General features: G+C 70.2%; 24 protein-coding genes. 10 read left to right on the top strand and 14 right to left on the bottom strand.

The window, feature by feature from the left end; translation table 11 throughout:
* Nucleotides 1-4: 4 nt before the first annotated feature.
* The gene (locus ACIHFB_RS01945) at nt 5-505 is read right to left on the bottom strand and encodes a cysteine dioxygenase family protein (RefSeq protein ID WP_365268574.1); all 501 of its coding nucleotides are present in this window, start codon (nt 503-505) and stop codon (nt 5-7) included.
* Nucleotides 502-1,431: an amidohydrolase gene (locus ACIHFB_RS01940; protein ID WP_400124928.1), complete on the bottom strand. Its 930-nt coding sequence runs from the start codon at nt 1,429-1,431 to the stop codon at nt 502-504. Before ACIHFB_RS01940 ends, ACIHFB_RS01945 begins: the two co-directional genes overlap by 4 nt.
* A gap of 156 nt (nt 1,432-1,587) precedes the next feature.
* Between ACIHFB_RS01940 and ACIHFB_RS01935 the strand changes: the two genes are divergently transcribed.
* Both ACIHFB_RS01935 and lpdA read left to right on the top strand, forming a co-directional pair.
* Nucleotides 1,588-2,592, top strand: a complete 1,005-nt coding sequence (locus tag ACIHFB_RS01935) for a LacI family DNA-binding transcriptional regulator (protein WP_400124927.1) — start codon at nt 1,588-1,590, stop codon at nt 2,590-2,592.
* A gap of 81 nt (nt 2,593-2,673) precedes the next feature.
* Nucleotides 2,674-4,074 carry a dihydrolipoyl dehydrogenase gene (gene lpdA / locus ACIHFB_RS01930; RefSeq protein WP_365268565.1) on the top strand — a complete coding sequence of 467 codons (1,401 nt, stop codon included), beginning with the start codon at nt 2,674-2,676 and terminating at the stop codon, nt 4,072-4,074.
* 41 nt (nt 4,075-4,115) lie between these two features.
* On the opposite strand, the gene ACIHFB_RS01925 is transcribed toward lpdA, so the two are convergent.
* From ACIHFB_RS01925 to ACIHFB_RS01885, 9 genes are all read right to left on the bottom strand, one after another.
* Complete coding sequence (locus ACIHFB_RS01925) at nt 4,116-5,084, bottom strand: PfkB family carbohydrate kinase (RefSeq protein ID WP_365268562.1); 969 nt, start codon at nt 5,082-5,084, stop codon at nt 4,116-4,118.
* Nucleotides 5,081-6,568, bottom strand: a complete 1,488-nt coding sequence (locus ACIHFB_RS01920) for a purine-cytosine permease family protein (RefSeq protein ID WP_400124926.1) — start codon at nt 6,566-6,568, stop codon at nt 5,081-5,083. Before ACIHFB_RS01920 ends, ACIHFB_RS01925 begins: the two co-directional genes overlap by 4 nt.
* A 69-nt stretch (nt 6,569-6,637) precedes the next feature.
* On the bottom strand, nt 6,638-7,582 hold the full coding sequence (locus ACIHFB_RS01915; protein WP_400125579.1) for an ADP-ribosylglycohydrolase family protein: 945 nt from the start codon (nt 7,580-7,582) through the stop codon (nt 6,638-6,640).
* Between the two features lie 53 nt (nt 7,583-7,635).
* Nucleotides 7,636-8,355 (bottom strand): GntR family transcriptional regulator, encoded by a 720-nt coding sequence (locus ACIHFB_RS01910; protein ID WP_400124925.1) that lies wholly within the window; start codon nt 8,353-8,355, stop codon nt 7,636-7,638.
* A gap of 138 nt (nt 8,356-8,493) precedes the next feature.
* Nucleotides 8,494-9,066 (bottom strand): GNAT family N-acetyltransferase, encoded by a 573-nt coding sequence (locus tag ACIHFB_RS01905; RefSeq protein ID WP_400124924.1) that lies wholly within the window; start codon nt 9,064-9,066, stop codon nt 8,494-8,496.
* A 59-nt stretch (nt 9,067-9,125) separates the two neighbouring features.
* A complete protein-coding gene (locus ACIHFB_RS01900; RefSeq protein WP_400124923.1) occupies nt 9,126-9,707 on the bottom strand; it encodes a hypothetical protein in 582 nt (193 codons plus the stop codon).
* 94 nt (nt 9,708-9,801) lie between these two features.
* Nucleotides 9,802-10,092, bottom strand: coding sequence for a hypothetical protein (locus tag ACIHFB_RS01895; protein ID WP_400124922.1), 291 nt, complete (start codon nt 10,090-10,092; stop codon nt 9,802-9,804).
* A 144-nt stretch (nt 10,093-10,236) separates the two neighbouring features.
* Nucleotides 10,237-10,917: a hypothetical protein gene (locus tag ACIHFB_RS01890; RefSeq protein ID WP_400124921.1), complete on the bottom strand. Its 681-nt coding sequence runs from the start codon at nt 10,915-10,917 to the stop codon at nt 10,237-10,239.
* Nucleotides 10,918-11,304: 387 nt separating this feature from the next.
* Nucleotides 11,305-12,249 (bottom strand): alpha/beta hydrolase family protein, encoded by a 945-nt coding sequence (locus ACIHFB_RS01885; RefSeq protein ID WP_400124920.1) that lies wholly within the window; start codon nt 12,247-12,249, stop codon nt 11,305-11,307.
* A gap of 104 nt (nt 12,250-12,353) precedes the next feature.
* Here ACIHFB_RS01885 and ACIHFB_RS01880 point away from each other — a divergent pair, with 104 nt between their 5' ends.
* Together ACIHFB_RS01880 and ACIHFB_RS01875 are read left to right on the top strand one after the other, a co-directional pair.
* Complete coding sequence (locus tag ACIHFB_RS01880; protein ID WP_400124919.1) at nt 12,354-12,725, top strand: MerR family transcriptional regulator; 372 nt, start codon at nt 12,354-12,356, stop codon at nt 12,723-12,725.
* Nucleotides 12,726-12,824: 99 nt separating this feature from the next.
* A complete protein-coding gene (locus tag ACIHFB_RS01875) occupies nt 12,825-14,081 on the top strand; it encodes a PP2C family protein-serine/threonine phosphatase (RefSeq protein ID WP_400124918.1) in 1,257 nt (418 codons plus the stop codon).
* A 50-nt stretch (nt 14,082-14,131) separates the two neighbouring features.
* Here the strand turns inward: ACIHFB_RS01875 and ACIHFB_RS01870 are convergent, their stop codons facing one another.
* The gene (locus ACIHFB_RS01870) at nt 14,132-14,722 is read right to left on the bottom strand and encodes a hypothetical protein (protein ID WP_400124917.1); all 591 of its coding nucleotides are present in this window, start codon (nt 14,720-14,722) and stop codon (nt 14,132-14,134) included.
* Nucleotides 14,723-14,781: 59 nt separating this feature from the next.
* Entirely contained in the window at nt 14,782-16,311 is a 1,530-nt protein-coding gene (locus tag ACIHFB_RS01865) for a hypothetical protein (RefSeq protein ID WP_400124916.1), read from the bottom strand.
* 112 nt (nt 16,312-16,423) lie between these two features.
* Between ACIHFB_RS01865 and ACIHFB_RS01860 the strand changes: the two genes are divergently transcribed.
* The 5 genes from ACIHFB_RS01860 (at nt 16,424) to ACIHFB_RS01840 (ending at nt 20,671) form a co-directional block, all read left to right on the top strand.
* Complete coding sequence (locus ACIHFB_RS01860) at nt 16,424-17,587, top strand: sensor histidine kinase (protein ID WP_400124915.1); 1,164 nt, start codon at nt 16,424-16,426, stop codon at nt 17,585-17,587.
* Nucleotides 17,584-18,261: a response regulator transcription factor gene (locus tag ACIHFB_RS01855; protein ID WP_400124914.1), complete on the top strand. Its 678-nt coding sequence runs from the start codon at nt 17,584-17,586 to the stop codon at nt 18,259-18,261. The genes ACIHFB_RS01860 and ACIHFB_RS01855 overlap by 4 nt, the downstream gene beginning before the upstream one ends.
* A 53-nt stretch (nt 18,262-18,314) precedes the next feature.
* Nucleotides 18,315-18,578 (top strand): hypothetical protein, encoded by a 264-nt coding sequence (locus tag ACIHFB_RS01850; protein ID WP_365268519.1) that lies wholly within the window; start codon nt 18,315-18,317, stop codon nt 18,576-18,578.
* A gap of 324 nt (nt 18,579-18,902) precedes the next feature.
* Nucleotides 18,903-19,157 (top strand): hypothetical protein, encoded by a 255-nt coding sequence (locus ACIHFB_RS01845; protein WP_365268516.1) that lies wholly within the window; start codon nt 18,903-18,905, stop codon nt 19,155-19,157.
* A gap of 293 nt (nt 19,158-19,450) precedes the next feature.
* A complete protein-coding gene (locus ACIHFB_RS01840) occupies nt 19,451-20,671 on the top strand; it encodes a cysteine desulfurase-like protein (protein WP_400124913.1) in 1,221 nt (406 codons plus the stop codon).
* A gap of 82 nt (nt 20,672-20,753) precedes the next feature.
* Here the strand turns inward: ACIHFB_RS01840 and ACIHFB_RS01835 are convergent, their stop codons facing one another.
* Nucleotides 20,754-21,302: a YciI family protein gene (locus ACIHFB_RS01835; RefSeq protein ID WP_400124912.1), complete on the bottom strand. Its 549-nt coding sequence runs from the start codon at nt 21,300-21,302 to the stop codon at nt 20,754-20,756.
* Nucleotides 21,303-21,451: 149 nt separating this feature from the next.
* On the opposite strand from ACIHFB_RS01835, the gene ACIHFB_RS01830 reads away from it, so the two are divergent.
* A complete protein-coding gene (locus ACIHFB_RS01830) occupies nt 21,452-22,750 on the top strand; it encodes an MFS transporter (protein ID WP_365268510.1) in 1,299 nt (432 codons plus the stop codon).

The following is a 22,750-nucleotide window of genomic DNA, read 5'->3' as shown; positions in this document are numbered from 1 at the left end:
GGATTCAGGCGGCGGGATTGTCCAAGGGGCGCAGCTCGTCCGCGTAGGAGACGGAGATCCGACGCATCACACCGTCCTCGGTGATGTCGTACTGGCCGAGCCGCCACAACGGCGGTGAGTACGCGTGGATCGAGACCGTGTCGTCGGTGGCGCCGGTGAGGCGGTGGATGTGTTCGGGGCCGAAGCAGAACGATCCGCCGGCGCCGACGGTGACGGACAGATGGCTGCCGCCGATGCGCGGGTTGGACTCGTTGAGCACGCCCTGGACGACGCGGACCGCGCCGGAGGAGAGGTCGTGGTCGTGCCAGCCGGTGTCGTTCTGCCGGGTCCAGCACAGCAGCCATACGTCGACGTACTCGTCGCGGTACAGGGAGGCGTAGTGCCGCTGCTCGTCCGAGAAGGCGATCTGTTCGCGCCAGAGGTCGGGGCGGGCGGCGAGTTCGTCGACGAGCGCCCGGAGTTCGCGCTTGTCCATGGTGCGGTCCGGCAGGGACTCGTATGTCACTGGTGGCTCCCTTCTGGCTGTCCGCCGGCGTGGCTCGGGTGCGGGCCGTGCAGCAGGCGGGCCGGGTTCGTGGTGCGCAGGGCGTGGACGGCGGCGTCCGTGCCGATGTCGGGGATGACGGCGCTCGCGTACGGCCGGTCGCTGCCGCTGACGATCACGTCGATGCCGGCGGCCCGGACGAGCGCGTCCACGGCGCGTGTTCCGTAGGCGGACGTCTCGTAGAAGGCGTCGAAGTCGATCTCGCCGCGTCCCCCGCCCCGGGCCGCCAGCCGTTCGCCGTGCAGCGGGGCCAGACCGGCGAGCGCGGCGAAGCAGACACGCAGCCGGGGATGGCGGGCGCGCCCGAAGGCGCGGAACGCGAACCACGACGCGTGCATCTGCTGGAGGTAGGGGACCAGCGCGGGCCACCAGGACGGCGTGTCCTGGGCGGACGGGGCGGCTCCGGGGTGGATGAACAGGGGTTTGTCCAGGCGGGTGAGGACGTCCAGCAGCGGAGCGCACGCGTGCCAGCCCGCGGCGTCGAGCAGTGCCGTGGCGGGGAGCTGGAGGCCCACGCAGCCGCGGCGCAGCTCGCGTTCGACGGCCTCGGGGTCCGGCCCGGACAGACAGGGCGAGGCCCAGACGCCGAAGGGAGGCGGGAGCGCGAGGGCGCCGTCGTGGAACGCGGTCAGGAGCGGGGCGGCCTCGGCGGGCGGCAGGTACTCGATGCCCAGCGGGCTGGAGAGCGAGACCAGGGCGAGGTCGAGGCCGTCCGTGGCGGCAAGGCGGGCGCGCGCGGCGATGTCGTGATCGGCCGGGTCGACCACGAAGGGCGGCTCGCCCGCCATGTGCAGGGTCCAGCCGTCCAGATACGGCGGCGTGGTGCGGGCGCGCAGCAGCTCGATGAAGGCAGGCGGCCAGATGTGCTGGTGGACGTCGATGGGCACGCTGAGGTCCTCGGGAAGACCAGGCTGACAGGGCAGGGAGTGGCAGTGTTTCAGCGCTGTTAAGCGCTTCAGTGATGCGCTTAACTTAAGCGGTTAACAAGATGTCGTGTCAAGCGTGCGCCCACAGTCCGGACGGGGCCCGGTAGGCTTCCCGCCATGGCCAGGCCCAATAAGCGCACCACCCTCCGTGAGGTGGCCGAGGCCACGGGCCTTTCCACCGCAGCCGTCTCCTACGCCCTGCGGGGCAAGCAGGTCTCGAAGGAGACCGAGGAGCGGGTACGCAGGGCCGCGGCCGAACTGGGCTACGAGGCCGACCCCATCGCCCGCGCGCTGGCCAGTGGCCGCACCAGCATGGTCGGAGTCCTCGCCGGCGACCTCCAGGACCTCTGGCAGCAGCAGCTGATGGCGGCCATCGGCCGGGAGCTGCTGGTCAGCGACCACTACGCGCTGATCCTGGACGCGGGCGGCGACCCCGACCGGGAACTGGCCCTCGCCAAGCAGTTGCGCGACCAGCGGGTCGACGCGCTGCTCGTGTCTCCCGTGAACCCCTCGGCGGAGGGCTGGGCCGCGATTGCCGACGCCCTGCCCGTCGTGGCCGTCGGGGACTCGCTGAGCCGGGCCCGCACCGCCGGGCAGGTCATCTTCGACAACAGGGCCGGTATCGACTCCGTACTGGAGTATCTGCATGGCCTCGGCCACCGCCGGGTGACCGTGCTGACCCCGACACAGCCGAGTACCCCCGGCCGGCCCGCCGATGTGTACGTCCGTGAGGCGGCCGACCGGCTCGGGCTGTCGGTCGAGTTGGTGCCGTGCCCGCAGGAGTTGGGCGAGGCGACGGCGGTGGCCCGGCGTGTCCTGGACAGCGCGTGGTCCGCGACCGCCGTGTTCTGTTTCTCCGACTCACTGGCGTACGGGGTCTACGGGGCGGCGGCCGAGGCCTCGCTCGAAGTGGGCCGGGACGTGTCCGTGGTCGGCTTCGACGACCACCCGGTGTCGCGGGTGCTCACGCCGCCACTGACCACGGTGGACTGGGGGCTGGCCGAGATCGCCGTGGAGGCGGCCCGGCTGACCGTCGCGGCGATCGAGGGAAAGCGGGTCCGCAGGAAGCGGATCCTCTGTGCGCCGCGGATGAGCGAGCGGGGGTCGGCGGTGCGGGTGTGACGGAGTGCCCCGTCCGCCGATGCGGCCCTCGTGCGGCCTGACTTCGCGCGTGATTCACGGACAGAACCTAGGCTGGCCGCCATGAGCGCACACTTTGACGTGGTGGTCCTGGGCGCCGGCCCGGGGGGATATGTCGCGGCGATCAGGGCTGCCCAGCTGGGCCTGAGCGCGGCGGTCGTCGAGGAGAAGTACTGGGGCGGAGTCTGTCTCAACGTGGGGTGCATCCCGTCGAAGGCGCTGCTGCGCAACGCGGAGCTGGCCCACATCTTCACCCAGGAGGCCAAGACCTTCGGTATCCAGGTGAACGGCGAGGTGAGCTTCGACTACGGCGCGGCCTTCACCCGAAGTCGCAAGGTGGCGGACGGTCGCGTCAAGGGCGTCCACTACCTGATGAAGAAGAACAAGATCACCCAGTACACCGGCCGCGGCACCTTCAGCGACGACCACACCCTCCAGGTCGCCCTGAGCGACGGCGGCTCGGAAACCGTCACCTTCGGCCACTGCATCATCGCGGCCGGCGCCACCACGAAACTGCTGCCCGGCACCTCGCTCAGCGAGCGCGTGGTGACGTACGAGGAGCAGATCCTTTCCGACACGCTCCCGGCGAGCATCATCATCGCGGGCGCGGGTGCCATCGGCGTCGAGTTCGCGTACGTGCTGCACAACTACGGCGTCCAGGTCACCCTCGTCGAGTTCCTCGACCGCATCGTCCCGCTGGAGGACGAGGAGGTGTCCGCGGAACTGACCCGCCGCTACAAGCGGCTCGGCATCAATGTGCTGACCTCCACCCGCGTCGAGGCCATCAACGACTCGGGCGATTCGGTCAAGGTCATGGTCACCACGGGCGGCCAGCGGCAGACGCTCCAGGCCGGCAAGGTGCTTCAGGCGATCGGCTTCCAGCCGCGCGTGCAGGGCTACGGACTGGAGAACACCGGCGTCAAGCTCACCGACCGCGGGGCGATCGACATCGACGCCCGCTGCCGCACGAGCGTCCCGCACATCTTCGCCATCGGCGATGTGACGGCGAAGCTGATGCTCGCTCACGCGGCCGAGTCGATGGGCATCGTGGCGGCCGAGACGATCGCCGACGCGGAGACCATGGAGCTCGACTACGTCATGATCCCGCGGGCGACCTACTGCCAGCCGCAGATCGCCAGCTTCGGCTGGACCGAGGCGCAGGCCCGCGAGAAGGGCTTCGACGTCAAGGTGGCGAAGTTCCCGTTCACGGCCAACGGCAAGTCGCACGGCCTCGGCGACACCGCCGGCTTCGTGAAAATCCTGAGCGACGCCCGATACGGCGAACTCCTCGGCGCCCACCTGATCGGCCCCGAAGTCACCGAACTTCTCCCCGAACTGACCCTTGCTCAGCAGTGGGACCTGACCGTCAACGAAGTCGCACGCAATGTGCACGGTCACCCGACACTGGGCGAGGCGGTGAAGGAGGCCATCCACGGGCTGGCCGGGCACATGATCAACATGTGACGGAGGTGCGGGACGAGACGTACCCCACCTCCGTTCCGGACCTAGCCGCTCAGCAGTGCTGCCACATCCTCGGCGCCGGCCGCCCGTGCGAACGCGGTCAGTTCCGAGCGTGTCGGTGCTGTCGCGGGGCCGCGGCGCGTGACCGCGTAGGCCGCCGCCGCGTTGGCCGTCTGCGCTGCGGCCGCCGGGGTCGCCCCCTCGCTCAACAGGGCGAGGAAGGCGCCCACATGGGCGTCGCCCGCTCCGTTGCTGTCCACGGCGTCCACCGGGAAACCCGGTACGTGCACGGGGGCGGAGCCGTCGGGCGGGGCGAGCCAGCAGCCGTCCTTGTCCGCGCGGACCAGCACTCCGGCGCCCGGCGCCAGTTGCTCGCGGAGGGCGGACGCCGCCGTCATGGGGTCGTCGTTGCCCGACATCAGGCGTGCCTCGCGTGCGTTCGCGCTCAGCCAGTCGGTCCGTGCGAGCACCGGGTTCAGTACCGCCGCCGGGATGTCCGCCACCAGCGGCGCGGGGTCCAGACAGAGGGTGACGCCGGGCGGCAGGCGGGTCGCGAAGGAGGACAGCAGGGGGCCGTTCACCGGCAGCACCAGACCGTAGCCGGACAGCTGCACCAGGTCTGGGGCGCGCACCTCCGCCACGACGGCATCGACGTCCGCGGCGGTCATCTCGGCCTCGATGCCGAAGCTCGTCACGAACGTCCGCTCACCGCCCGCGTCCACCAGGGCGACGGTGAAGCCGGTGTCGCCGTCCGTACGGGCCGGCAGCAGCAGCCGTACGCCCTCGGAGGCGAGTGCCGCGCGGACCAGGTCGCCGTACGGGCCCGTGCCGTGCAGCCCCGCGAACACGGTCCGCGCGCCGAGCCTGCCGGCCGCGACGAGGGTGTTGAAGCCGCCGCCCGCCGTCAGGTCCGTTCGCGTGCCGATGACGTCGCCGCCGCGTTCGGGCAGCGCGGGCACCTCGATCACCAGGTCGGCGATGACGTTGCCCGCCAGGATCACCCGTCCGCTCACCGGTTCGCCCCTTCCGCCTCGGGAGCGGGTGCGGGACGGCCGCCGAGCACGGCGTACAGCAGGGCGCCCACGGCCAGGGAGATCGCCCAGCCGAGTCCGTTCGTGCCGAGCCAGGTGTGGGCCCACGGGCCCGCGAACCACACGTCGTCCGCGCTCGTCGACGCCTCCGTGAACAGCAGCCCCATCACGATGGCCACCGCCCAGGCGAGCACCGCGGGGATCCGGAATCCGCCGGTGTACCAGTAGCGGCTCGTGCGGGACGTGTCCATCAGAGCGGCCGAGTCGTATGTGCGGCCCCGTGCGGAGTCGACGAGGGACACGCCCACCCAGGCCGAGATCGGCACCGCGAGCAGGGTGAGGAACGTCGAGAACGGTCCGTAGAAGTCCTCTGCGATCAGCATGAAGTAGATGCCGCCGAGGAACATCAGCACGACGTCGAGGGCCACCGCCCAATGCCGGGGAACCCGCAGCCCCAGCGTGAGCATCGTCAGGCCCGCCGAGTACGTCGACAGGTGGTTCGACATCAGCAGTCCGCCGAAGGCCGCGATGAGGTACGGGACGGCCATCCACGACGGCAGCATGCCGTTGATCGCGGCGACCGGGTCGCCCGCACTCGCCAGCGTCTCGTCGCCCGCGGAGAGCAGCGAGCCCAGCGAGATCAGCAGGACCAGCGGGATGCCGGCGCCGAACGCCGAGGCCGTCACCAGCCGGCCCGCGGGGATCTTCCGGGGCAGATAACGGGCGTAGTCCGCGCCCGCGTTCGCCCAGCCGATGCCCGTACCCGCGGCGATGAAGCCGATACCGGCGACGACACTGCTGGCGGGGCCCGCGTCCACGCCGAGGACCTTGTCCCAGTCGACGGTCGCGACGAGGAAGCCCATCACGATCAGGTTCAGCACCCCGAACACGATCGTGGCCCACTTGTTGATCCACATGATCGTGGCGTGGCCGAGGCCGCTGATCAGCAGGGTGCACCCGATGAAGATCAGCAGGGAGATGACCGAGAGCACCGTGTTCTGGTGCCAGCTGAAGATCCACTGGAAGAGCGCGAGCAGCGCGTACGCCGCCGTGGTCGTCGAGATCGTCTCCCAGCCGATCCGGCTCAGCCAGCTGATCAGCGTCGGCCCGGCGTTGCCCCGCTGCCCGAACACCGCGCGTGACAGGGTCAGCGCGGGCGCGCCGCCCTTCTTGCCCGCCAGGCTGAGGATGCCCACCAGCGCGAACGAGCCCACCGAGCCGATCACGGCGACCAGGATCGCCTGCCAGATGTTCAGGCCGCGGAACGCGACGAGCGTCGCCCCGAGCGGGAGTCCGAGAATGGAGATGTTGGCGGCGAACCAGGTCCAGAACATCTGGATGGCCTGGCCGTGCCGCTCCTCGTCGGGTACCGGCTCGATGCCGCGCGCCTCGATGGCTCCGACCTGGTCGTTGACGCCTTCTGCCGTGTTGGTGCCGACGTGATCGTTCGTCGTCGAAGCGGTCATGACGGAACCTCCTTGCCTCGTACGGAGGGACTGGTGCTGCGCCGGCGGCGCGGGGGTGTGCGTGCGCGGTCAGCGCGGCGCGAGCAGGCGCTCCGTAAGGGGCTCGAGCTCGAGTTCGTTGACGGCGCGGAGGGTGTCGACGGCGTCCGCGGGCAGTGCCGCGAGCCCGGCCACGGAGCCGGCCACCGCGCCGGCGATCGCGGCGATCGTGTCGCTGTCGCCACCGAGGTTCGCCGCGAGCAGACAGCTGCGCCACGGGTCGCCGTCGGCGACGGAAAGGACCGCGAACGCGGCCGGTACGGACTCCTGGCTGGCCACGCTCGTGCCGACGAGTGAGCTCACCAGGTCCAGGGCCTCCGCCTCGGGGACCCCCTTGACCAGCTCGGACGCCCACGCGATCCGCGACGCGATGTCCGCGCCCGCGATCCAGTGGCCCCGTTCCGCGCCGGCCCTGGCCGCCTCGATCGCGGCGGCCACGGCGTCCTCCAGGGTGCCCCCGCCGACACCCGTGCTGACGGCGGCGGCGACGGCCGCGGCCCCGGCGATGCCGACGGTGGTGTCGTGCGTGACCTGGCACGACTCCACGACCCGGTCGAGGAACGTGTCGGCGGGCTCGGTACGGACGGCGATTCCGACGGGCGTGACCCGCATGGCCGCCCCGTTGGTGGTGCCGTACCTTCCGGCCTCCTCGGGCGGCACGCCGCTCGCGACCGCGTCCAGGGCGGCCTTCGTCGAGGGACCCAGGAGGTCGAAGGAACCCTTCGCCTTCATCTCCTTCTCCCAGTCGAGGAGTTCGTGCGCGAACCGCAGCGGGTCGATGTGGCCGCCGCCCTCCACGATGAGCCGGCCGACGATCACCGCCTGCTCGGTGTCGTCGGTGACGGACCCCGCGGGCATCCCGGCGCTGACCGGATTGCCGGGCCCGGCCGGCGCGAAGCCGGTGAGGGTGCCGTAGGCCCGTACGACGTCGCGGCGGGACATGACCTGGGTGGGCATGCCGAGCGCGTCGCCCATCGCAAGGCCGTAGAACGCGCCGAGGGCGCGATCGAGGGTGGTGCTGTCGATGGTCACCGGCGGTCTCCTCGCCCCGAGTGGACGTGCAGTTGGAACCTGGAGGGGTCGAGAAGGCTCGTCACCTGTTCGACGACGGACTCGTCGGCGGCCCGGTACACCTGGGCCAGGTGCAGGAAGGACTCGCCGGGGGAACGGCGCAGGGTCGCTGCCTGGGCCTCGTCGAGGCCGCGGACGGAGACCTGGCCGTCACCGGACTCGGTGATCCGGCCCGCGGCCAGCAGGGTCTTGTTGAGCGATCCGTCGGTGAGCCCGGTCTCCAGCAGGTCGGCGAGCGCCCCCACGGCGGGGACACGGCTGAACTCCAGTGAGACGCCCCGGCCGTCACCGAGCCGCCGCACCCGGTCGAGCGCGACGAACCTGTCCGACTCCGTGCCGAGCTCCGCCGCCAGCGAGGGGTCGCTGACGGTCTCGAACCGCAGCACCTCGGTGACCAGGTCGGCCGCCCCGCCCGCAAGGGAGCGCGTCCAGCCGAGCCGGTTGTCCAGGGGCATACCGTCGAAGGTGACGAACGAACCGATGCCGGGGTGCGTCGCGATGAGTCCCTCCTCGCCGAGCACCTGGAGTGCTTGCCGGAGCGTCGTACGGCTCACCCCGAACCGCTTGGTGAGCGCGTGCTCCCCGGGCAGCCGCTCGCCGGTGCTGTGCACCCCGGCTCTGATCTCGTCGGCGAGAACGTGGGCGATGCGATGGTGCTTGTGAACCTGTCCAGGCATGTCTAGGACAGTAGTGGACATGCCTGGACAGGTCCATAGCTCGCTGAAATCTGTTCCGCGCGGTGACGTGTCGGCGGTGAGGTGTCGGCGGTGAGGTGTCGGCGGTGAGGTGTCGGCGGTGAGGTGTCCCTTTTGCTGTCAGCGCAGGTCGAGTCGCATCAGTACCCGGGGGTGCCCCGCCAGGACCGAAGTGGTGTCGGAGGCGTGGGTGAACCCGGCGCGTTCGAAGTTCTTCCGGATGCCGGCGTACGCCGTCGTCAGGTCGACCTTGGCGTCTGCGTTGTCGAGCGGGTAGGCCTCGATCACGGGGGCACCGTGGTCGCGGGCGAACTCCACCGCGCCGGCGATGAGGGCGTGCGAGATGCCCTGCTTCCGGTGACCGGGGCGCACGCGAATGCACCACAGCGACCAGACCGGCAGATCGTCCACGTGCGGGATCTTCCGGTTGCGCGCGAAGGACGTGGCCGAGCGGGGTGCCACGGCGGCCCAGCCGACCGGCTCGTCACCGTCGTAGGCGATCACTCCCGGAGCGGGTTCGCCACGGCACAGTTCGGATACGTACGCGCCGCGGTCCGGCCCGCGCAGCTCGTTGTTGAGCTTGGACGGGATCCGGTAGCTCAGGCACCAGCACACGTTGGACGCAGGGGACTTGGGGCCGAGCAGAGTACGGACGTCCTCGAAGACCGAAGCCGGGCGAACTTCGATGGTCATGCCCCCACGATGTCACGGCCCGCATGGCGACGCCCCTCAAGCAACCGCCGGGCAGCGGCTCACCGGACGAAGGAGACGTCGGGCAGCCGCGGTGAGGGACCGTCGAGGAGATGGTCGTCGCGTCCTCGGAGCCGGCGGTCGAAGCACGAGGTGACACAGGCCCGGATCGTCGCGACCGCACGGGCGGGATCGGTGTACGTCTGGTGCCGGGAACCGCGCAAGGTCAGGTCGCGGCGCCAGCCGGTGCCGTGCGACCAGAACTCCGCCCAGGACGGCTCGGTCGTCGCGTGGTCGCTGCCCTCCCGGCCCATCAGGAGGAACGGGCGGTCCAGGCCGTGGCGGGCGACCGGTGACAGGTTGGTTCCGTTCGGCTCCTGGTTGAACTCCAGGATGCCGTCCAAGTCGATTCCGACGTGGATCCGCCTGTCCTCGTACATGCTCTGGGCGGCGGTGAACCCGCCCCCCGACTGACCGGCCATGCCGACCCGGCGCAGATCGAGTACGTCCGACAGCCGGTCCGGCAGCGCGCCGAGCCGATCCACCACGAAGCGTGCGTCGGCCACGCGGGTGCGCAGCACCTTCTCCAGCAGGGCGGGCACGGTGCCCTCGTGCTCGGCTCGGGCGAACTTCTCGAACAGCACCTCGTTGGTCCTGACCGAGCCGTCGGGAAACTGAGCGCCGGGAGATTCGTAGGTGTGGTCGACGGTGACGACGACGTAGCCACGGCCGGCCAGTTCACGGCGCGAGACGCTGCCCGCGGCCCGGCGCGAGAGCCGGATACCAGACGCTGATCATCAGCTCCCGGTTCGGAAGCGACGGCATCCACGGGTCGCGCCGGGTACGGTCCACCAGCCGCAGCGAAACCGTACCGATCGTCAGCGGTCCGGTCGGCTCCGGAAGACGCAGGCGCTTGGCGGAGCGCCGGGCCGTTGGGGTGCGTGCGGAGGCGGGCGTACCCGCAAACGGCAGCATGGCCAGGGCAGTTGCTGTCACGAACTCACGCCGGCGGAGAGAGAAGGAAGGCATGCCGCCCATCCTGTCCAGGCCCCGTCGGCGCGTCACTCGTGACATCCCCAGCAGCCGTGGTTCGGATTTCCCCAGGACGGGGAGCACGGGCCCCCTCCGCCCTGAAGCGCCCGCACAACCCGTTCTACGACGTGATCCTCAAGGTCATTGATGTTCACTCCGCGCCGGCACCGCCGGGCGGTCCTGGCGAATCGTGGGGCGTCGTCGGGGCGGAACCACCGGACTCCGATCGCCGTAGAGCCTCCTCATCTCTGCCCGCTGGGGTGATCGGAACGTCTCGGATTCGGCCGGCCGGGGGCTGGGCACGAGTGGGCCGTCGCCCGGGAATTCGGCCGGCGTCAGCTGGCTGTCCGTCAGGGGTGCGGGGTTGCCCTGGAGGCGGGACAACTCGCTCGCGCAGCGCTGAAGGGCCACTTCCAGAACCTCGGGCATGGTCAGGGTGCCGGTGCCGTCCGGCGGGACGAGCCAGCGCAGTGCGCCCCAGCGGCAGTGCGGCGCGGGAGCGGCGATCCACGTTCCCCTGCCGAGAAGGCGCAGGCCGGTGCCGATCCAAACGGCATGCGGCTCCGGCGGCAGCAGGAAGCCCACGTGACGGCGTCGGGCGTCCAGCAGACAAGGGCCGGGGTTGAGCAGCGGCAACTCCTCCAGGAGTTCGGCGACGCGCAGCCCGAGGTCTTCCGGCACGACCAGCACGTCCCAGAACCGTCCGGCGGCAAGCAGTGTGACCCCGGTGCTGCCGTTCTGCCATTCCTCCTTGCATGCGCGGGGGTCCTCCGATGCCGCGGCCAGCCACTCCATTGACCTCGTCCACTGCGCGAATGCCATGAAAGCCTCCTTGCCCCGCCTGGGGCTGTTCGGGGGTGACAGAGGTGATCGTCGGGTTGTCGGGCTGGCTCAGAGACGTGGATATCCGGTGGATGCCCCAGTGCATCGGGTGGCAGGTGCCGCGAACAGACGGCCGGGGCCCAATTCCCCGTATGGAGCGAGCGCCCGCGCACCGAACCCGCAGGTGTATGCATACGTGCGCCCCCGCGTCGACGGAGTGGAACGGAAGCCGACGCACATGCCGCGGCGCGGTCCGCGAGGCGCCTCAACTCGGCCGGCCCGGAGGCGGCATGATCACGCCGTCATGGCGGCGGTGGGAGCACCTTCGGAGAAGGCGGACGAGCCATTGAAGCGAAGGTCCGCTCTTTGCCGCAACCGGTCGGCGTTTCACCTGGATTCGATTCGACCGACCGGATCGGTGCTGTCCCGCAACGCCTTGCGCGCTGCCGACCAACTCGAATCGTCGAGGTCGAGCGCATCGCGAAGGTAGGCCCAGGTGAGCCTTTGGATCAGGGCTACGTGTCGGGGGTTCTCGTCCGTTGTTTCCTTGACCTCGTAGCCGGCGATGCCGCCGAGCGAATGTTCTGCCCCGAACAGAGTGAGCAGGCTTTTGTCGCCGGGGCTCAGGAAGTACGGGTCGGTGAGCCAGTCCGGTCCCCGAACGGTCAGTGGGGAGTTGTCCTGATCCCCGGCGACCACCAGGGCCGGCGCGGTCATGTCCGCGAAACTCGGGTTCATGAACGGGTAGCGCTCGGCTGCGAACGGTGTCAGGTCGGTTCCGCCCTGTCCGGCCGTGGCGAGCAGCACGCCGGCTTTGATGCGCGGGTCGTACAGGTCCTCTCCCTTCTTGCCCTCCGGATCGAGGACGCGCAGACCCAGCAGACTGCCCGCCGTCTGGCCGCCGAAGGAGTGTCCGGCCGCCGCGATGCGGCTTTTGTCGAGGCGTCCGCTGAGGCCGGGAACGGCAGCTTCCAGCAGATCGAGCCGGTCGAGGATGCGTTTCATGTCCTCGACTCGGAAACGCCAGATTCGTGGTGTGCGGGGATCGTCCGCAGAAAGGCTCAGCGTCCTTGAGTCCAGATGGGTGGGTTGAATCACCACGAAGCCATGAGAGGCCCAGAAGTCGACCAATGGGCCGTAGCCGTCCGACGACGAGCCGAATCCGTGCGAGAAGACAATGATCGGCAGTTCGTGGCCCAACGCAGGCGCGGACACCCGCACTTGCAGGTCCGCACCACGGCCCGGCGCGGACAGCGATACCGGTTTCACCGAGACGATCGGCGTGGGTGCGGGCATCTCCGCGTCCATGGTCGCCGTGTCTGATCCGGGCATGGGGAGTTCTCCCTTTCACCTGTTTTACGGTCGGACTTGTACGCTAAAACCTGACGCTGACGTCAGAGGCAAGAGATATCGCCCGGGTCACATGGGGAGGCGCGATGCGCATCGGCGAACTCGCCGCCAGGACAGGTGTCAGTGTTCGGGCCCTGCGCTACTACGAGGAGCAGAACCTGCTCGCCTCGGAGCGCAGCCCCAGCGGCCAGCGCCACTACCCGGACGGCGCGGTCGACCGGGTCCAGCTGATCCAGCAGCTGTACGCCGCCGGGCTGCCGAGCAAGTCGATCCTGGATCTGCTGCCGTGTGTCGTGAACGGCGAAGCCACGCCGGAGCTGCTCGACCGGCTGGCGGTCGAACGGGACCGTATCGACCGGCACATCGGCGATCTGGTGAGCACCCGGGACCGGCTCGACAGTGTCATCACCAACGCCACGGCGAACTGGCGGACAGGCCAACGCTGCCGCCCTCAGTAGTGCCGACAGTCTGCGCCTGTATGATTTCGCATGTGTGTTCGAAATGACGAAACATGGCTGTTACCTTGCCCGGATTGATGCGCCTTTAGGGTGGTGGATGTGGCGCAATGGTTCGAGTCGTTTCAGAGTCCGGCCGCGGTGGAGGCGAACGGGCTCGGCGGTGTATCCGCGCGGGAAGCGGGTGCGCCGTCCCCACTCGGTGCCCTGCGCTCGGCGGCGGCCCGGATCGGTACGACGCTGGAGGAGGGCACCACGTGCGAGGAGCTGACCCGGGAGATCGCCGGGCAGGTGGGGGCCGCAGCAGCGGTCCTGCGTGTGCGGGGCGGGGCCGGCTCGGAGTATGTGGCCGTCTGCGGGAATCCGGCGGTGCTGCCCGGCGTCAAGTGGGCGGCGGCTGTCGCGCGGGACACGGTGGGACTGGGGGAGAACGGGGCCGTGCAAGCGGCCCCTGGCGGCTCCCGGCCCGCGCTGTGCGTGCCGCTCACCGTCCATGGGCACTGCTACGGCGTGCTGGTGTGCGCCCGCGAAGGGGCGCTGTTCACCCGCGCCGAGGCGGAACTGGTGGAGTTCCTTGCCGAGCAGGCTTCCTCGCACATCCGGCACGCCCGAGAGCACGACGCGGTGAGCGGCATGGTCGGCAAGCTCCAGCGGGCTCTGCTCGCCGAGCCCGGGCGGCCGCACCCGAACCTGGATGTCGCCATCCGCTATCTGCCCGTCGGGCAGCGGGCCCTGGTCGGCGGTGACTGGTGCGAGACCGTGCGGCTGCACTTCGGCCGTACGCTCCTCGTCGTCGGCGATGTCATGGGGCACGGCCTGGAGGCCGCCGTCGACATGGCGTCCTACCGTTCGACCCTGCGCTACATCGCCTCTGCCGACCTGCCTCCGCATCGCGTGCTGCGCCAGCTCGACGACATCGCCTCCCGGGAGCCGGACCGCCGCCCGGCCACCTGCCTCATAGCGCGCGTGGACCCGGTCCGCGGGCTGGTGACCGTCGCCAGTGCCGGCCATCTGCCACCGGCCGTGATCGACGGAAGCGGCCGGGTCGCCCTGCTCCCGGTGCCGGTCGGCCCGCCCCTGGGTACCGGCCTCGGGGGCTACCAGCCGGCGACCTACCGACTGGACCCCGCCCAGGCGCTGATGCTGTTCACCGACGGGCTCGTCGAGCGCCGCGGCGAGGACATCGACCAGTCCCTGGACCGGCTGGCCGACCTCAGCTTCTCGGCCGCCGCAGATGTCGAGGACGTCCTCGACACGGTGCTCGCCCGCCTCGACGCCCGGAACGCCGAGGACGATGTCGCGGTACTGGCCGCCCGGCTGCACAACCGCTCCGCGCACGTACACGACATGCAGCGCTGAGCCGTGCGAGAAGTGCAGCCCGTGCGGCACCCGCGGCGTCGCCCCTTCGCTCAGTGCCCGTAGGGCGGCTCGAAGCAGCCCGTCTCCGGGTACGGGCCGTTGGTCTCCACCTCGTAGTTGGACTTCTGCACGAACGCCGAGACACAGGCATCGGCGTGAACGCGCAGACCGACGAGGGCGCCCTCGGGGGTGACGTACCCGTCGTTCTCGTAGCGCGAGAACATCTCCCGGACGGTGAGCGTCCCGCCGAGCCGCTTGCCGTCCTGCGTCACGCGTTCCTCCTCGTAGCCGAGCTTCAGCAGGGCCGCCCGCACCGTCGCGGGGTCCCACTTCCCCTGCTCCCACAGCCGTTTGAGCACCGGTCTGATGCGCTCGGCCTCCCGCCCGGCGTCCTTCGCGTGGGCGGCGGACATGTCGCCCGAGCGGCGGTAGGCGTTGTTCTCGTTGTAGTGCGGCGCGCCGTCACCGGCCCCCGGCTCCACGTACGGCGAGGCTCCGGAGGCATGGGAGGAGGCGCTGGGCGCGGCGCCGGCCGTCGAGTCCGCGCGCAGCTCACCGCAGGCGGTGAGGGTCAGAGCGGCGGCCAGGACGAGGCCGGCACCGGCAAGAGGCGTACGGCGGGCGGACGTTGAGGTGGGCATGGGACGATTCTGCCCTCGGTGAGGGTGAACGAGTGCGTGGACGCCGGCACTCCTGTGGGTCACCTCCAGTCCCTGGGCCGCACGGCCCGTTCGTCGCTCCGCGGCAGTCGGCTCACCGCAACGCCCAGAGCCATCGCCGTGTACGCGCACAGCACGGCGATCCCGGCCCACCACGGAAGCGGAAAGTATCCGGCGGAGGGCGCGTAGTGGGCGACGACCTGCGGATACTCGACGAGGGTCTGCTGGATGGCGAAGCCGGCGGCAGGAGTGACCCGCAGCAGCCACTGTGACAGGCCGTCGTCCAGCAGAGGGACGGCGGTCACGGCGTACGGGACCGCGATCGCCGAGACGGCGACGAGGATCGCGAGCCACCCGCGCTGCAGCATGGCGCCGAGCGCGAGCGCGAGCACGGCCGCGAGGGCGAGCAATGCGGCAACGCCGACGACGACCCGCACTCCAGTGAGCGTGGACACCCCGATGAGGGGGATCCCGTTCGCCTTGAGGATCGCCAGGCCGACCGGGATGACGGTGCCCACGGAGAGGAGACCCGTCACGAACGTGACGGATCCGACGACGATCGCCTTCGCCGCGAGAACCCGGCCGGTGACCGTCGAGCCCCCGGGTTCGCGACGGTACTCGGTGGTGATGAACCGCACCGCGACCACCAGCACGATGAGCAACCCGAGGATCAGGCCGACGAGGATGCGCTCCGGGGGACGGCCCCCCTCGGTCCCTGCCGGCCCGATGTCGCCGGTTCCGGTGACGGTCATCGTGCCGTTCGCCCCGACCACGGCCCCCGACGCCTGGTGGTACTTCTCCCAGTCGGTGTGGTTCATGTCGCCGACGGCCTCGCCGCTCCAGCCCTCGGCGGACGTCGAGCCCTCCAGGTCGACGTTGTCGAACGTGGCGCCGGCCTGGGTGAAGCGCGTTTCCTCGGTGGCGCCGCCGAGACCGACGCGCCGCAGCGTCAGATCGCCGGGGGAGGTGGCGAACAGTCCGACCTGTACGGTCTCGGGCAGCCGGGACGGCTTCGCCGTGCCGACCTTCGCCCACTGCTTGCCGTCGGCGGACTCGTAGCCGGTGATGGTGTCCCCCGACCGCGTCAGCCGCAGCCACCGCGGCGCCTTTGCCGAAACCCCGCCGGCGCTGCCGGCGACGTCATGGCGGTAGTCGTACTGCATCCGCACTCCGTGGCCGCCGGTGACCATCAACGCCGCGTAGGAGGAGCCCTGACGGACACCGTCCTTGACGATGATCCCGGCCTTGGCCCAAGGCGCCAGGCCCGGGACGATCCGATCGTGGTCCGGCGGCGGGTAGGTGATCGTGCCCGTCATGGACGTCATCCGGACGGTGATGCTGCCGTTCTCGCCCAGATCCTTGTGCAGGAAGTAGAACTGGTCGCTGACGAGGGAGCCGTCCGGCCCCCTCGGGTCGGTCGGGCACGAGCCGTCGCAGGACGCATGGTCGCCGGACGCGTCGAGCGGGCCGAGGGCGAGGATGAGCAGGGCCGCGACCGCCATCGCGATCAACCGGCCCGGACGTCGAAACCCGGTCCACTCCTGCCGGAGCAGTTCTTTGGTCGTGAGCATGGTTCCGGTTCTACGGATCGGCCCATAACGCGGCCCGAACCGCTGCTGTCATGTCGCTGTTAGGCGCGGCGGGGCATCCTGAGTCCGGCCGAACGGGGCAGGGAGAGGAACCATGGGCAAGATGCGCAGCGGGACCGTCGGACTGCGATTCACCATCCTGTACGCCTCGGTGTTCCTGGTGTCCGGCATCGCTCTGCTCGCCCTGACCTACCTGCTGTCCGGCAACGAGGCGACCACCGTTGCGCCCGGACAGCAACCGCCCGGCCGGACCGGCCTCGCTGCCGCCGAGCAGCACATCCGCGAGCTCGAGCGGCAGCTGTCCACCGTGCATGCGCAGCAGTCCCGCCAACTGCTGGTCGGCTCGCTGATCGCGCTGGTGGTGATGGCGGTCGTTTCGCTCGTGCTCGGCAGGGCCCTCGCCGGTCGCGTCCTGCGCCCGCTGCGGCTGATCACCGCGGCGACGCGCCGGGTCTCCGCGGCGAACCTGCACCAACGGCTCGCCCTGACCGGCCCCGTCGACGAGGTCAAGGAGCTCGCGGACACGATCGACGGCCTTCTGGAACGACTGGAGGCCTCGTTCGTCGCACAGCGCCGGTTCGTCGGCAACGCCTCGCACGAGCTGCGCACACCGCTGGCGACGATGCGCGCGTCCCTGGACGTGGCCGTAGCCAAACCGGAGCCCTCGGCGCAGACCGTCGCGCTCGCCGACCGCTTGCGGACCGAGCTCGACCGGGTGGATCACCTGTTGGACGGCTTCCTCGTCCTTGCCCGGGCACAGCACGGCGCTCTCGTCGACCGGGCTGCCGTGTCGCTCGGCGAGCTGGCGGGGCAGGCGATGACCGCCCGGGCCGCCGACGTGGCCGCGAAGACCCTGACCGTCGACGACGAGGTGCGGGCGAAGGCCTGGACGCGGGGGAGTCCCGCGCTGTTGTCCCGGATGGTGGAGAACGTCGTCGACAACGCGATCGTGCACAACCAGCAGGGCGGCTGGATCCGGATCTCCACCGCTCACGACCGCTCCGAGGCGCACCTCGTCGTCGAGACCGGCGGTGTCATCCTCGATCAGGCCCAAGTGGACCGTCTTGCGCAGCCGTTCGAGCGGATCGGCCCCGACCGGACCGGGTCGGAGGATCACTCCGGCCTGGGGTTGTCGATCGTCGCGGCGATCGTCGCCGCGCACGGCGGCCACCTCACCCTCCGAGCCCGGCCGGAGGGCGGTCTGCGGGTTGCGGCGGCTTTGCCGGCGGCGGCCGCTGCGGAAGGGGGAATCGGGTGAGGGTGCTGGTCGTGGAGGACGCGCGGTCGCTTGCCGAGGTCGTCGCCGAGGGGCTGCGGGACCAGGGGATGGCCGTCGATGTCGCGCTGGACGGCCTGGCGGCCGCGGCCAAGCTCGACCGGAACACGTACGACGTCGTCGTCCTCGACCGCGACCTGCCGGGCATCCACGGCGACACGCTCTGCCAGATGATCACTGAGCGGGACGATCGCGCCATGGTGCTGATGCTGACCGCGGCCGGCTCACCCGGCGACCGGGTCAGCGGTCTCACCCTCGGAGCCGACGACTATCTCGCCAAGCCCTTCCACTTCCCGGAGTTGATCCTGCGCATTCGGTCGCTGGCCCGCCGCAAGCCGACCTCCCTGGCCCGCACGCTGCACGTCGCCGGCCTCGAACTCGACCCGGTACGCCGCACCACCGTCCGCGACGGCCGTCCGCTGGAACTGTCCGTCAAGGAGTTCGCCGTCCTGGAGGCGCTGCTGCGCGCCAGTCCGGGTTTCCTGAGCGCCGAGGACCTCCTGGAACAGGTGTGGGACGAGAACGCGGACCCGTTCACCAACACGGTGACCGTCACCGTCGGCCGGTTGCGCCGCAAGCTGGGCAGCCCAGCCGTCATCACGACGACACCCGGAGTGGGTTACCGCATCGCCGAGGTTCCGATCCGGAAGCGATGACTTGAGTACGGATGCTCAGGCACGCGCCCGCATCCGACACGAGGATGACCCACATGAAGTGGAAGAACACCTTCGCCGTGCTCGCCCTGCTCCCCGTCAATGCCATGCTCGTGGGCTACGGATGGCTGGCAGCCGGGATGACCGACTGGGCGGCGAACTGGGACGGTGAGCCGTACCGGGCGCCACTGGCCGAGTTGGGCACGGCGTGCGGTGTGGTGGCAGCCATCGGGGCTGTCCTGTGGTGGGGCCGGCTGCGTCGAGCTGCCGCATTTCAATTGGTTCCGCTGCTCATTCTGTCCATACCGATGCTCGGCTGATTCGGTGGTCGGAGAGGGCGAGTTGATCGGCGCAGAGCCCGACGGATCGCGTTCCAGGGCCAGTTGGTGCGGTGGGGCTGCGTCGGTAACACCGCCAGTCGAGGGCAGGGCCGGTCGCCCGACGTCGGTCCCGGGCCTCGTGGCATGCAGAGCTGACGGCCCGCCATGCCGGTCCGAGGGCCAATGTCGACGGGTGGGCCGAATGGGCCAAATGACCCCGGATGGCACCCCCGATGAGCGCGGTGGGAGATATCGGATTAGCCTCCGAATTGAGCGCTAAGTGGATCTTTTGATGGCGCGCTCTACCGGATCCAAGGAGGAAAAATGCGCAAGCTTCAGAAGGCCGCTGTCGCGGCCGCCATTATTGGTAGCTTCAGCTTCATAGCCACCGGCACCGCCACCGCCCAGAGCGCGCACGCCATGTATGGCGGCGGGGGTTGCAAGTCCCACGACCTGAATGTCGACATCCTCGGTCAGGTTGGTCTGCTCAACGGCCTGTTGGGCAATGCGATCAACGGCGAGGGTAACGCGGGCGGGCAACACAACCACGTCGGCTCCAGCTGCGGCCACGGCTACTGAGCAGCAGGGAATCCGTCACGTAGCTCACCGAAAATGGATCTCGGCGCCGGGCCACAAGCCCGGCGCCGGGCCTTTTCTCCGATCCTCCGGCGTGGATTTGTAGGCACGGTCCGATGCAGCCTGTGGGCCAACTCCACGACATTGATGCAGAGTTCCTCCGGTCTGGCGTCGGAACGGCTGTAGTGCCGGGTCGGGCGGTCCCGTCGTACCCCTGGCGTCGTCGACTACCGTCGTAGTCGCCTCGACGAGGCCCCGGTTGGCCGCCCCCGCCCGAGCATCGACAGGAGCTTCCTGTGACGTACGACGTAGCCGCTCTCCGTACGCAGTTCCCGGCCCTGAGCGCCGGGATCGCGCATTTCGACGGGCCCGGCGGCACGCAGACCCCCCGCCCTGTCATCCAGGCCATCGCCGATGCGCTGGGGCAGCCGCTGTCGAACCGGGGCAGCACCACACCGGGGGAGCGCAATGCCGAGACCATCGTCTCCGAGAGCCGCCGTGCCATGGCGGACCTCCTGGGCGCGGAACCGTCCGGGATAGTCTTCGGCCGCAGCGCCACGCAGCTCACCTACGATTTCTCCCGCACCCTCGCCAAGACGTGGTCGCCCGGCGACGAGGTGATCGTCACCCGCCTCGACCACGACTCCAACATCCGCCCCTGGATCCAGGCCGCCGAGCAGGCCGGCGCCACCGTTCGGTGGGCCGACTTCAACCCCGCGACCGGCGAGCTGACCGTCGACGACATCCGCGCCGTGCTCTCCGAGCGGACCCGGCTCGTCGCTGTCACCGCCGCTTCCAACCTGATCGGCACGCGACCCGCGATCCCCGCGATGTCCCGTACGGTGCACGAGGCCGGGGCGCTCCTCTACGTCGACGGCGTGCACCACACCGCCCACTCCCTGGTCGATGTCGGGCAGCTCGGCGCGGACTTCTACGTCTGCTCCCCGTACAAATTCCTTGGCCCGCACCACGGCGTCCTCGCCGCCCTGCCGGAGCTCCTGGAGAGCCTGGACCCGGACAAGCTGCTGCCGTCCACGGACGTGGTCCCGGAACGTTTCGAACTCGGCACGTTGCCCTACGAGTTCCTCGCGGGCACGCGCGCCGCGGTCGACTTCCTCGCCGGCCTCGACGCCGGCGCCGTGGGTACCCGCCGTCAGCGACTGGCCGCAGCGTCGGCGGTGCTGGAGGAGCACGAGGACAATCTGCGGGCGCGGATCGACAAGGGACTGTCCGCCCTGGAGCAGGTCACGGTGCACTCCCGGGCCGCCGATCGCACCCCCACCCTGCTGATGACCTTCGAGGGACACAGCACGACGGACGCGTACCGCTTTCTGGCCGAACGCGGTGTCCAGGCGCCCTCCGGATCCTTCTACGCCCTCGAAGCGTCCCGCCGGCTCGGCCTCGGAGACACCGGCGGTCTCCGCGTCGGCCTGGCGCCCTACAACAACACGGACGACGTCGACCGGCTCCTGGAGGGCCTGTCGGACTTCCTTCGGTTCCAGGGCGGGCCGCGGTGACGACGACGGCGCTCGGGGCCCGCGCGGTGTTCGTCGGAGTGCCGGTGAGAAGAGGGCCGTCGGTGTGGCGCACCCTTGGCTGTCACCGCCGTCCGCCGAACTCCCAGTCGTGGACCTCGATGTCGGCATACTGCGCCGGTGTCAGGACGGCGCGTGCGGTGTCCGGGTCCGGTGCTCTGAGCAGTGCAGCCGTACCCAGCCAGGTGGCGCCGTCGTCGGACAGCAGCTGTCCGTACGCGATCAGCTCGTCCTGGTGGGGCGGTACGTCGAGGTCGACGGCCTGCCCCGAGCCGAGGCCGAGCACGAAGTAGTGGTTGCCACCGGTCCGGCCACCGGGGAAGTCCCACATGGTGCGCCCCAGCATGTTGCGCCAGCGACGCAGCAGCACGTCCCGGTACGCACCGGCCTGGTAGTTGGGCTCGTCGAAGGCAAACGCGCGGGCGGCGGCGGGATCGGGGAGGTCGACGATGTGCACACTGCCGGTGGGCGTCTCGCCGTCCTCGGCGAAGGTCGGGCCGCGAGCGATCAACTCCGCCGCGTAGCCGTCCATGTAGGACCAGTGCTCCTCCAGCAACTCCTCGCGCAACGCCACGGAGTCGGACCGGTCACGGTGATAACAGAAGAACTCCATGGCCACAGACCCTGTCCCACATGCGGAAGCATCTCAACAGGCTTTACGCCCGCGATGCCTGACTGAATTGCCGCGTCGGGCCCTTCCGTCCAAGCACCGTCGACATTTGTCCATGGAACGGTCCGCCGCCAGAGGGTGAGGGTCGACCCATGAGTGAATTCCGGGCCGGCGACGAGGACTTCGGGGTACTGGAACGGCGACGAACACCGAGTGGACTTGTCGCGCTGGCACTCGGCGGTTTCGGCATAGGTCTGACCGAGTTCCTCATAGCCGGGCTGCTGCCGCAGGTGGCGTCGAGTTTCGCGGTGTCCGAGGCGGCGGCGGGCCGGCTGATCTCCGGGTACGCGCTGAGCGTCGCGATCGGCGCGATCACGCTGACCGCGGCGACCGCGCGGCTTTCTCGCAAGGGGGTCCTGGTCGGCCTGATGGCGCTGTTCGTCATCGGCAACCTGCTGTCCGCTCTCGCACCGAGCTATCCGGTGATGCTGCTCGGACGGATCGTCGCGGCGTTGTGCCACGGCTCGTTCTTCGGGATCGGCTCGCTGGTCGCTCGCAGTCTGGTCGCGCCCGAGAAGAAGTCCCGCGCGGTGGCGGTCATGTTCGCCGGTCTGACGCTGGCGAACGTGCTGGGCGTGCCGTTCGGCGCGCTGGTCGGTGAGCGCTGGGGCTGGAGAGCGGCCTTCTGGGCGGTCTCCGCCATCGGCGTGCTCGCGCTGGCGGGCATCGTCGCCCTCGTCCCCGGCTGGGCGGGCGGGACGCAGCCGGGGACGAGGGCGGGCCTCTCGGGCCCGATGCAACCCCATGGCTTGCGGGCCGAGTTCCGCGCGTTCCGTTCCTGGCAGGTCTGGCTGACCCTGACGGCCACCGCACTCGGCTATGGCGGCATGTTCGGCGCGTTCAGCTACATCGCCTACACGTTCACCGAGGTCGGCGGCTTCTCCTCGGCGGATGTCTCCTGGTTGCTGATGGTGTACGGCGTCGGCCTGGTCGTCGGGAACCTGATCGGCGGGCGTGCGGCCGACCGCGACCGTGACCGGGCGCTGTTGCTCGCCCTGCTCGGGCTCACCGTCACCCTGGTCGTGTTCGGTCTGCTGGCCACGAGCGCCGCCGCGTCCGTGATTCTGGTGTTCCTGATGGGGGTGTCCGGGTTCGCCGGCGTGCCCGGCATGATCACTCGCGTCACCGACTACGCCCACGGGGCGGCGCTGGCCGCCAGCGCCAACGTCTCCGCGTCCAACGTCGGCAACGCCCTCGGCGCCTGGCTCGGGGGCCTGGCCATCACCGCGGGCTTCGGCTACACCGCACCGCTCCATGTGGGCGCCGGTCTCGTCCTGACCTCCGTCATCGTCATGGCCGTTGCGGCACACCGAGCGTCCGCCCACGTGCCGAACCAGGACTCCGTCACGCCTGACCGGAGGAGTGGGCCTCGGGAACCTCTGCGGCCCTAG

The sequence above is a fragment of the Streptomyces sp. NPDC051963 genome (assembly GCF_044593495.1).
In the GTDB taxonomy this organism is placed as follows: Bacteria; Actinomycetota; Actinomycetes; order Streptomycetales; family Streptomycetaceae; genus Streptomyces.
The sequence above is the reverse complement of the archived record's forward strand: the minus strand, read 5'-3'. Positions and strand labels throughout refer to the sequence as shown.

Bases quoted from the DNA above. Each gene is read 5' to 3' on its own strand.
- ACIHFB_RS01845 (WP_365268516.1), top strand. From the start codon at position 18,903: ATGCGCAAGCTTCAGAAGGCCGCTGTCGCGGCCGCCATTATTGGTAGC.
- ACIHFB_RS01890 (WP_400124921.1), bottom strand. From the start codon at position 10,917: ATGGCATTCGCGCAGTGGACGAGGTCAATGGAGTGGCTGGCCGCGGCA.
- ACIHFB_RS01920 (WP_400124926.1), bottom strand. From the start codon at position 6,568: ATGACCGCTTCGACGACGAACGATCACGTCGGCACCAACACGGCAGAA.
- ACIHFB_RS01885 (WP_400124920.1), bottom strand. From the start codon at position 12,249: ATGCCCGGATCAGACACGGCGACCATGGACGCGGAGATGCCCGCACCC.
- ACIHFB_RS01905 (WP_400124924.1), bottom strand. From the start codon at position 9,066: ATGACCATCGAAGTTCGCCCGGCTTCGGTCTTCGAGGACGTCCGTACT.
- ACIHFB_RS01935 (WP_400124927.1), top strand. From the start codon at position 1,588: ATGGCCAGGCCCAATAAGCGCACCACCCTCCGTGAGGTGGCCGAGGCC.
- ACIHFB_RS01870 (WP_400124917.1), bottom strand. From the start codon at position 14,722: ATGCCCACCTCAACGTCCGCCCGCCGTACGCCTCTTGCCGGTGCCGGC.
- ACIHFB_RS01865 (WP_400124916.1), bottom strand. From the start codon at position 16,311: ATGCTCACGACCAAAGAACTGCTCCGGCAGGAGTGGACCGGGTTTCGA.
- lpdA (WP_365268565.1), top strand. From the start codon at position 2,674: ATGAGCGCACACTTTGACGTGGTGGTCCTGGGCGCCGGCCCGGGGGGA.
- ACIHFB_RS01850 (WP_365268519.1), top strand. From the start codon at position 18,315: ATGAAGTGGAAGAACACCTTCGCCGTGCTCGCCCTGCTCCCCGTCAAT.
- ACIHFB_RS01910 (WP_400124925.1), bottom strand. From the start codon at position 8,355: ATGCCTGGACAGGTTCACAAGCACCATCGCATCGCCCACGTTCTCGCC.
- ACIHFB_RS01830 (WP_365268510.1), top strand. From the start codon at position 21,452: ATGAGTGAATTCCGGGCCGGCGACGAGGACTTCGGGGTACTGGAACGG.
- ACIHFB_RS01895 (WP_400124922.1), bottom strand. From the start codon at position 10,092: ATGCCTTCCTTCTCTCTCCGCCGGCGTGAGTTCGTGACAGCAACTGCC.
- ACIHFB_RS01860 (WP_400124915.1), top strand. From the start codon at position 16,424: ATGGGCAAGATGCGCAGCGGGACCGTCGGACTGCGATTCACCATCCTG.
- ACIHFB_RS01880 (WP_400124919.1), top strand. From the start codon at position 12,354: ATGCGCATCGGCGAACTCGCCGCCAGGACAGGTGTCAGTGTTCGGGCC.
- ACIHFB_RS01835 (WP_400124912.1), bottom strand. From the start codon at position 21,302: ATGGAGTTCTTCTGTTATCACCGTGACCGGTCCGACTCCGTGGCGTTG.
- ACIHFB_RS01915 (WP_400125579.1), bottom strand. From the start codon at position 7,582: ATGGGCGACGCGCTCGGCATGCCCACCCAGGTCATGTCCCGCCGCGAC.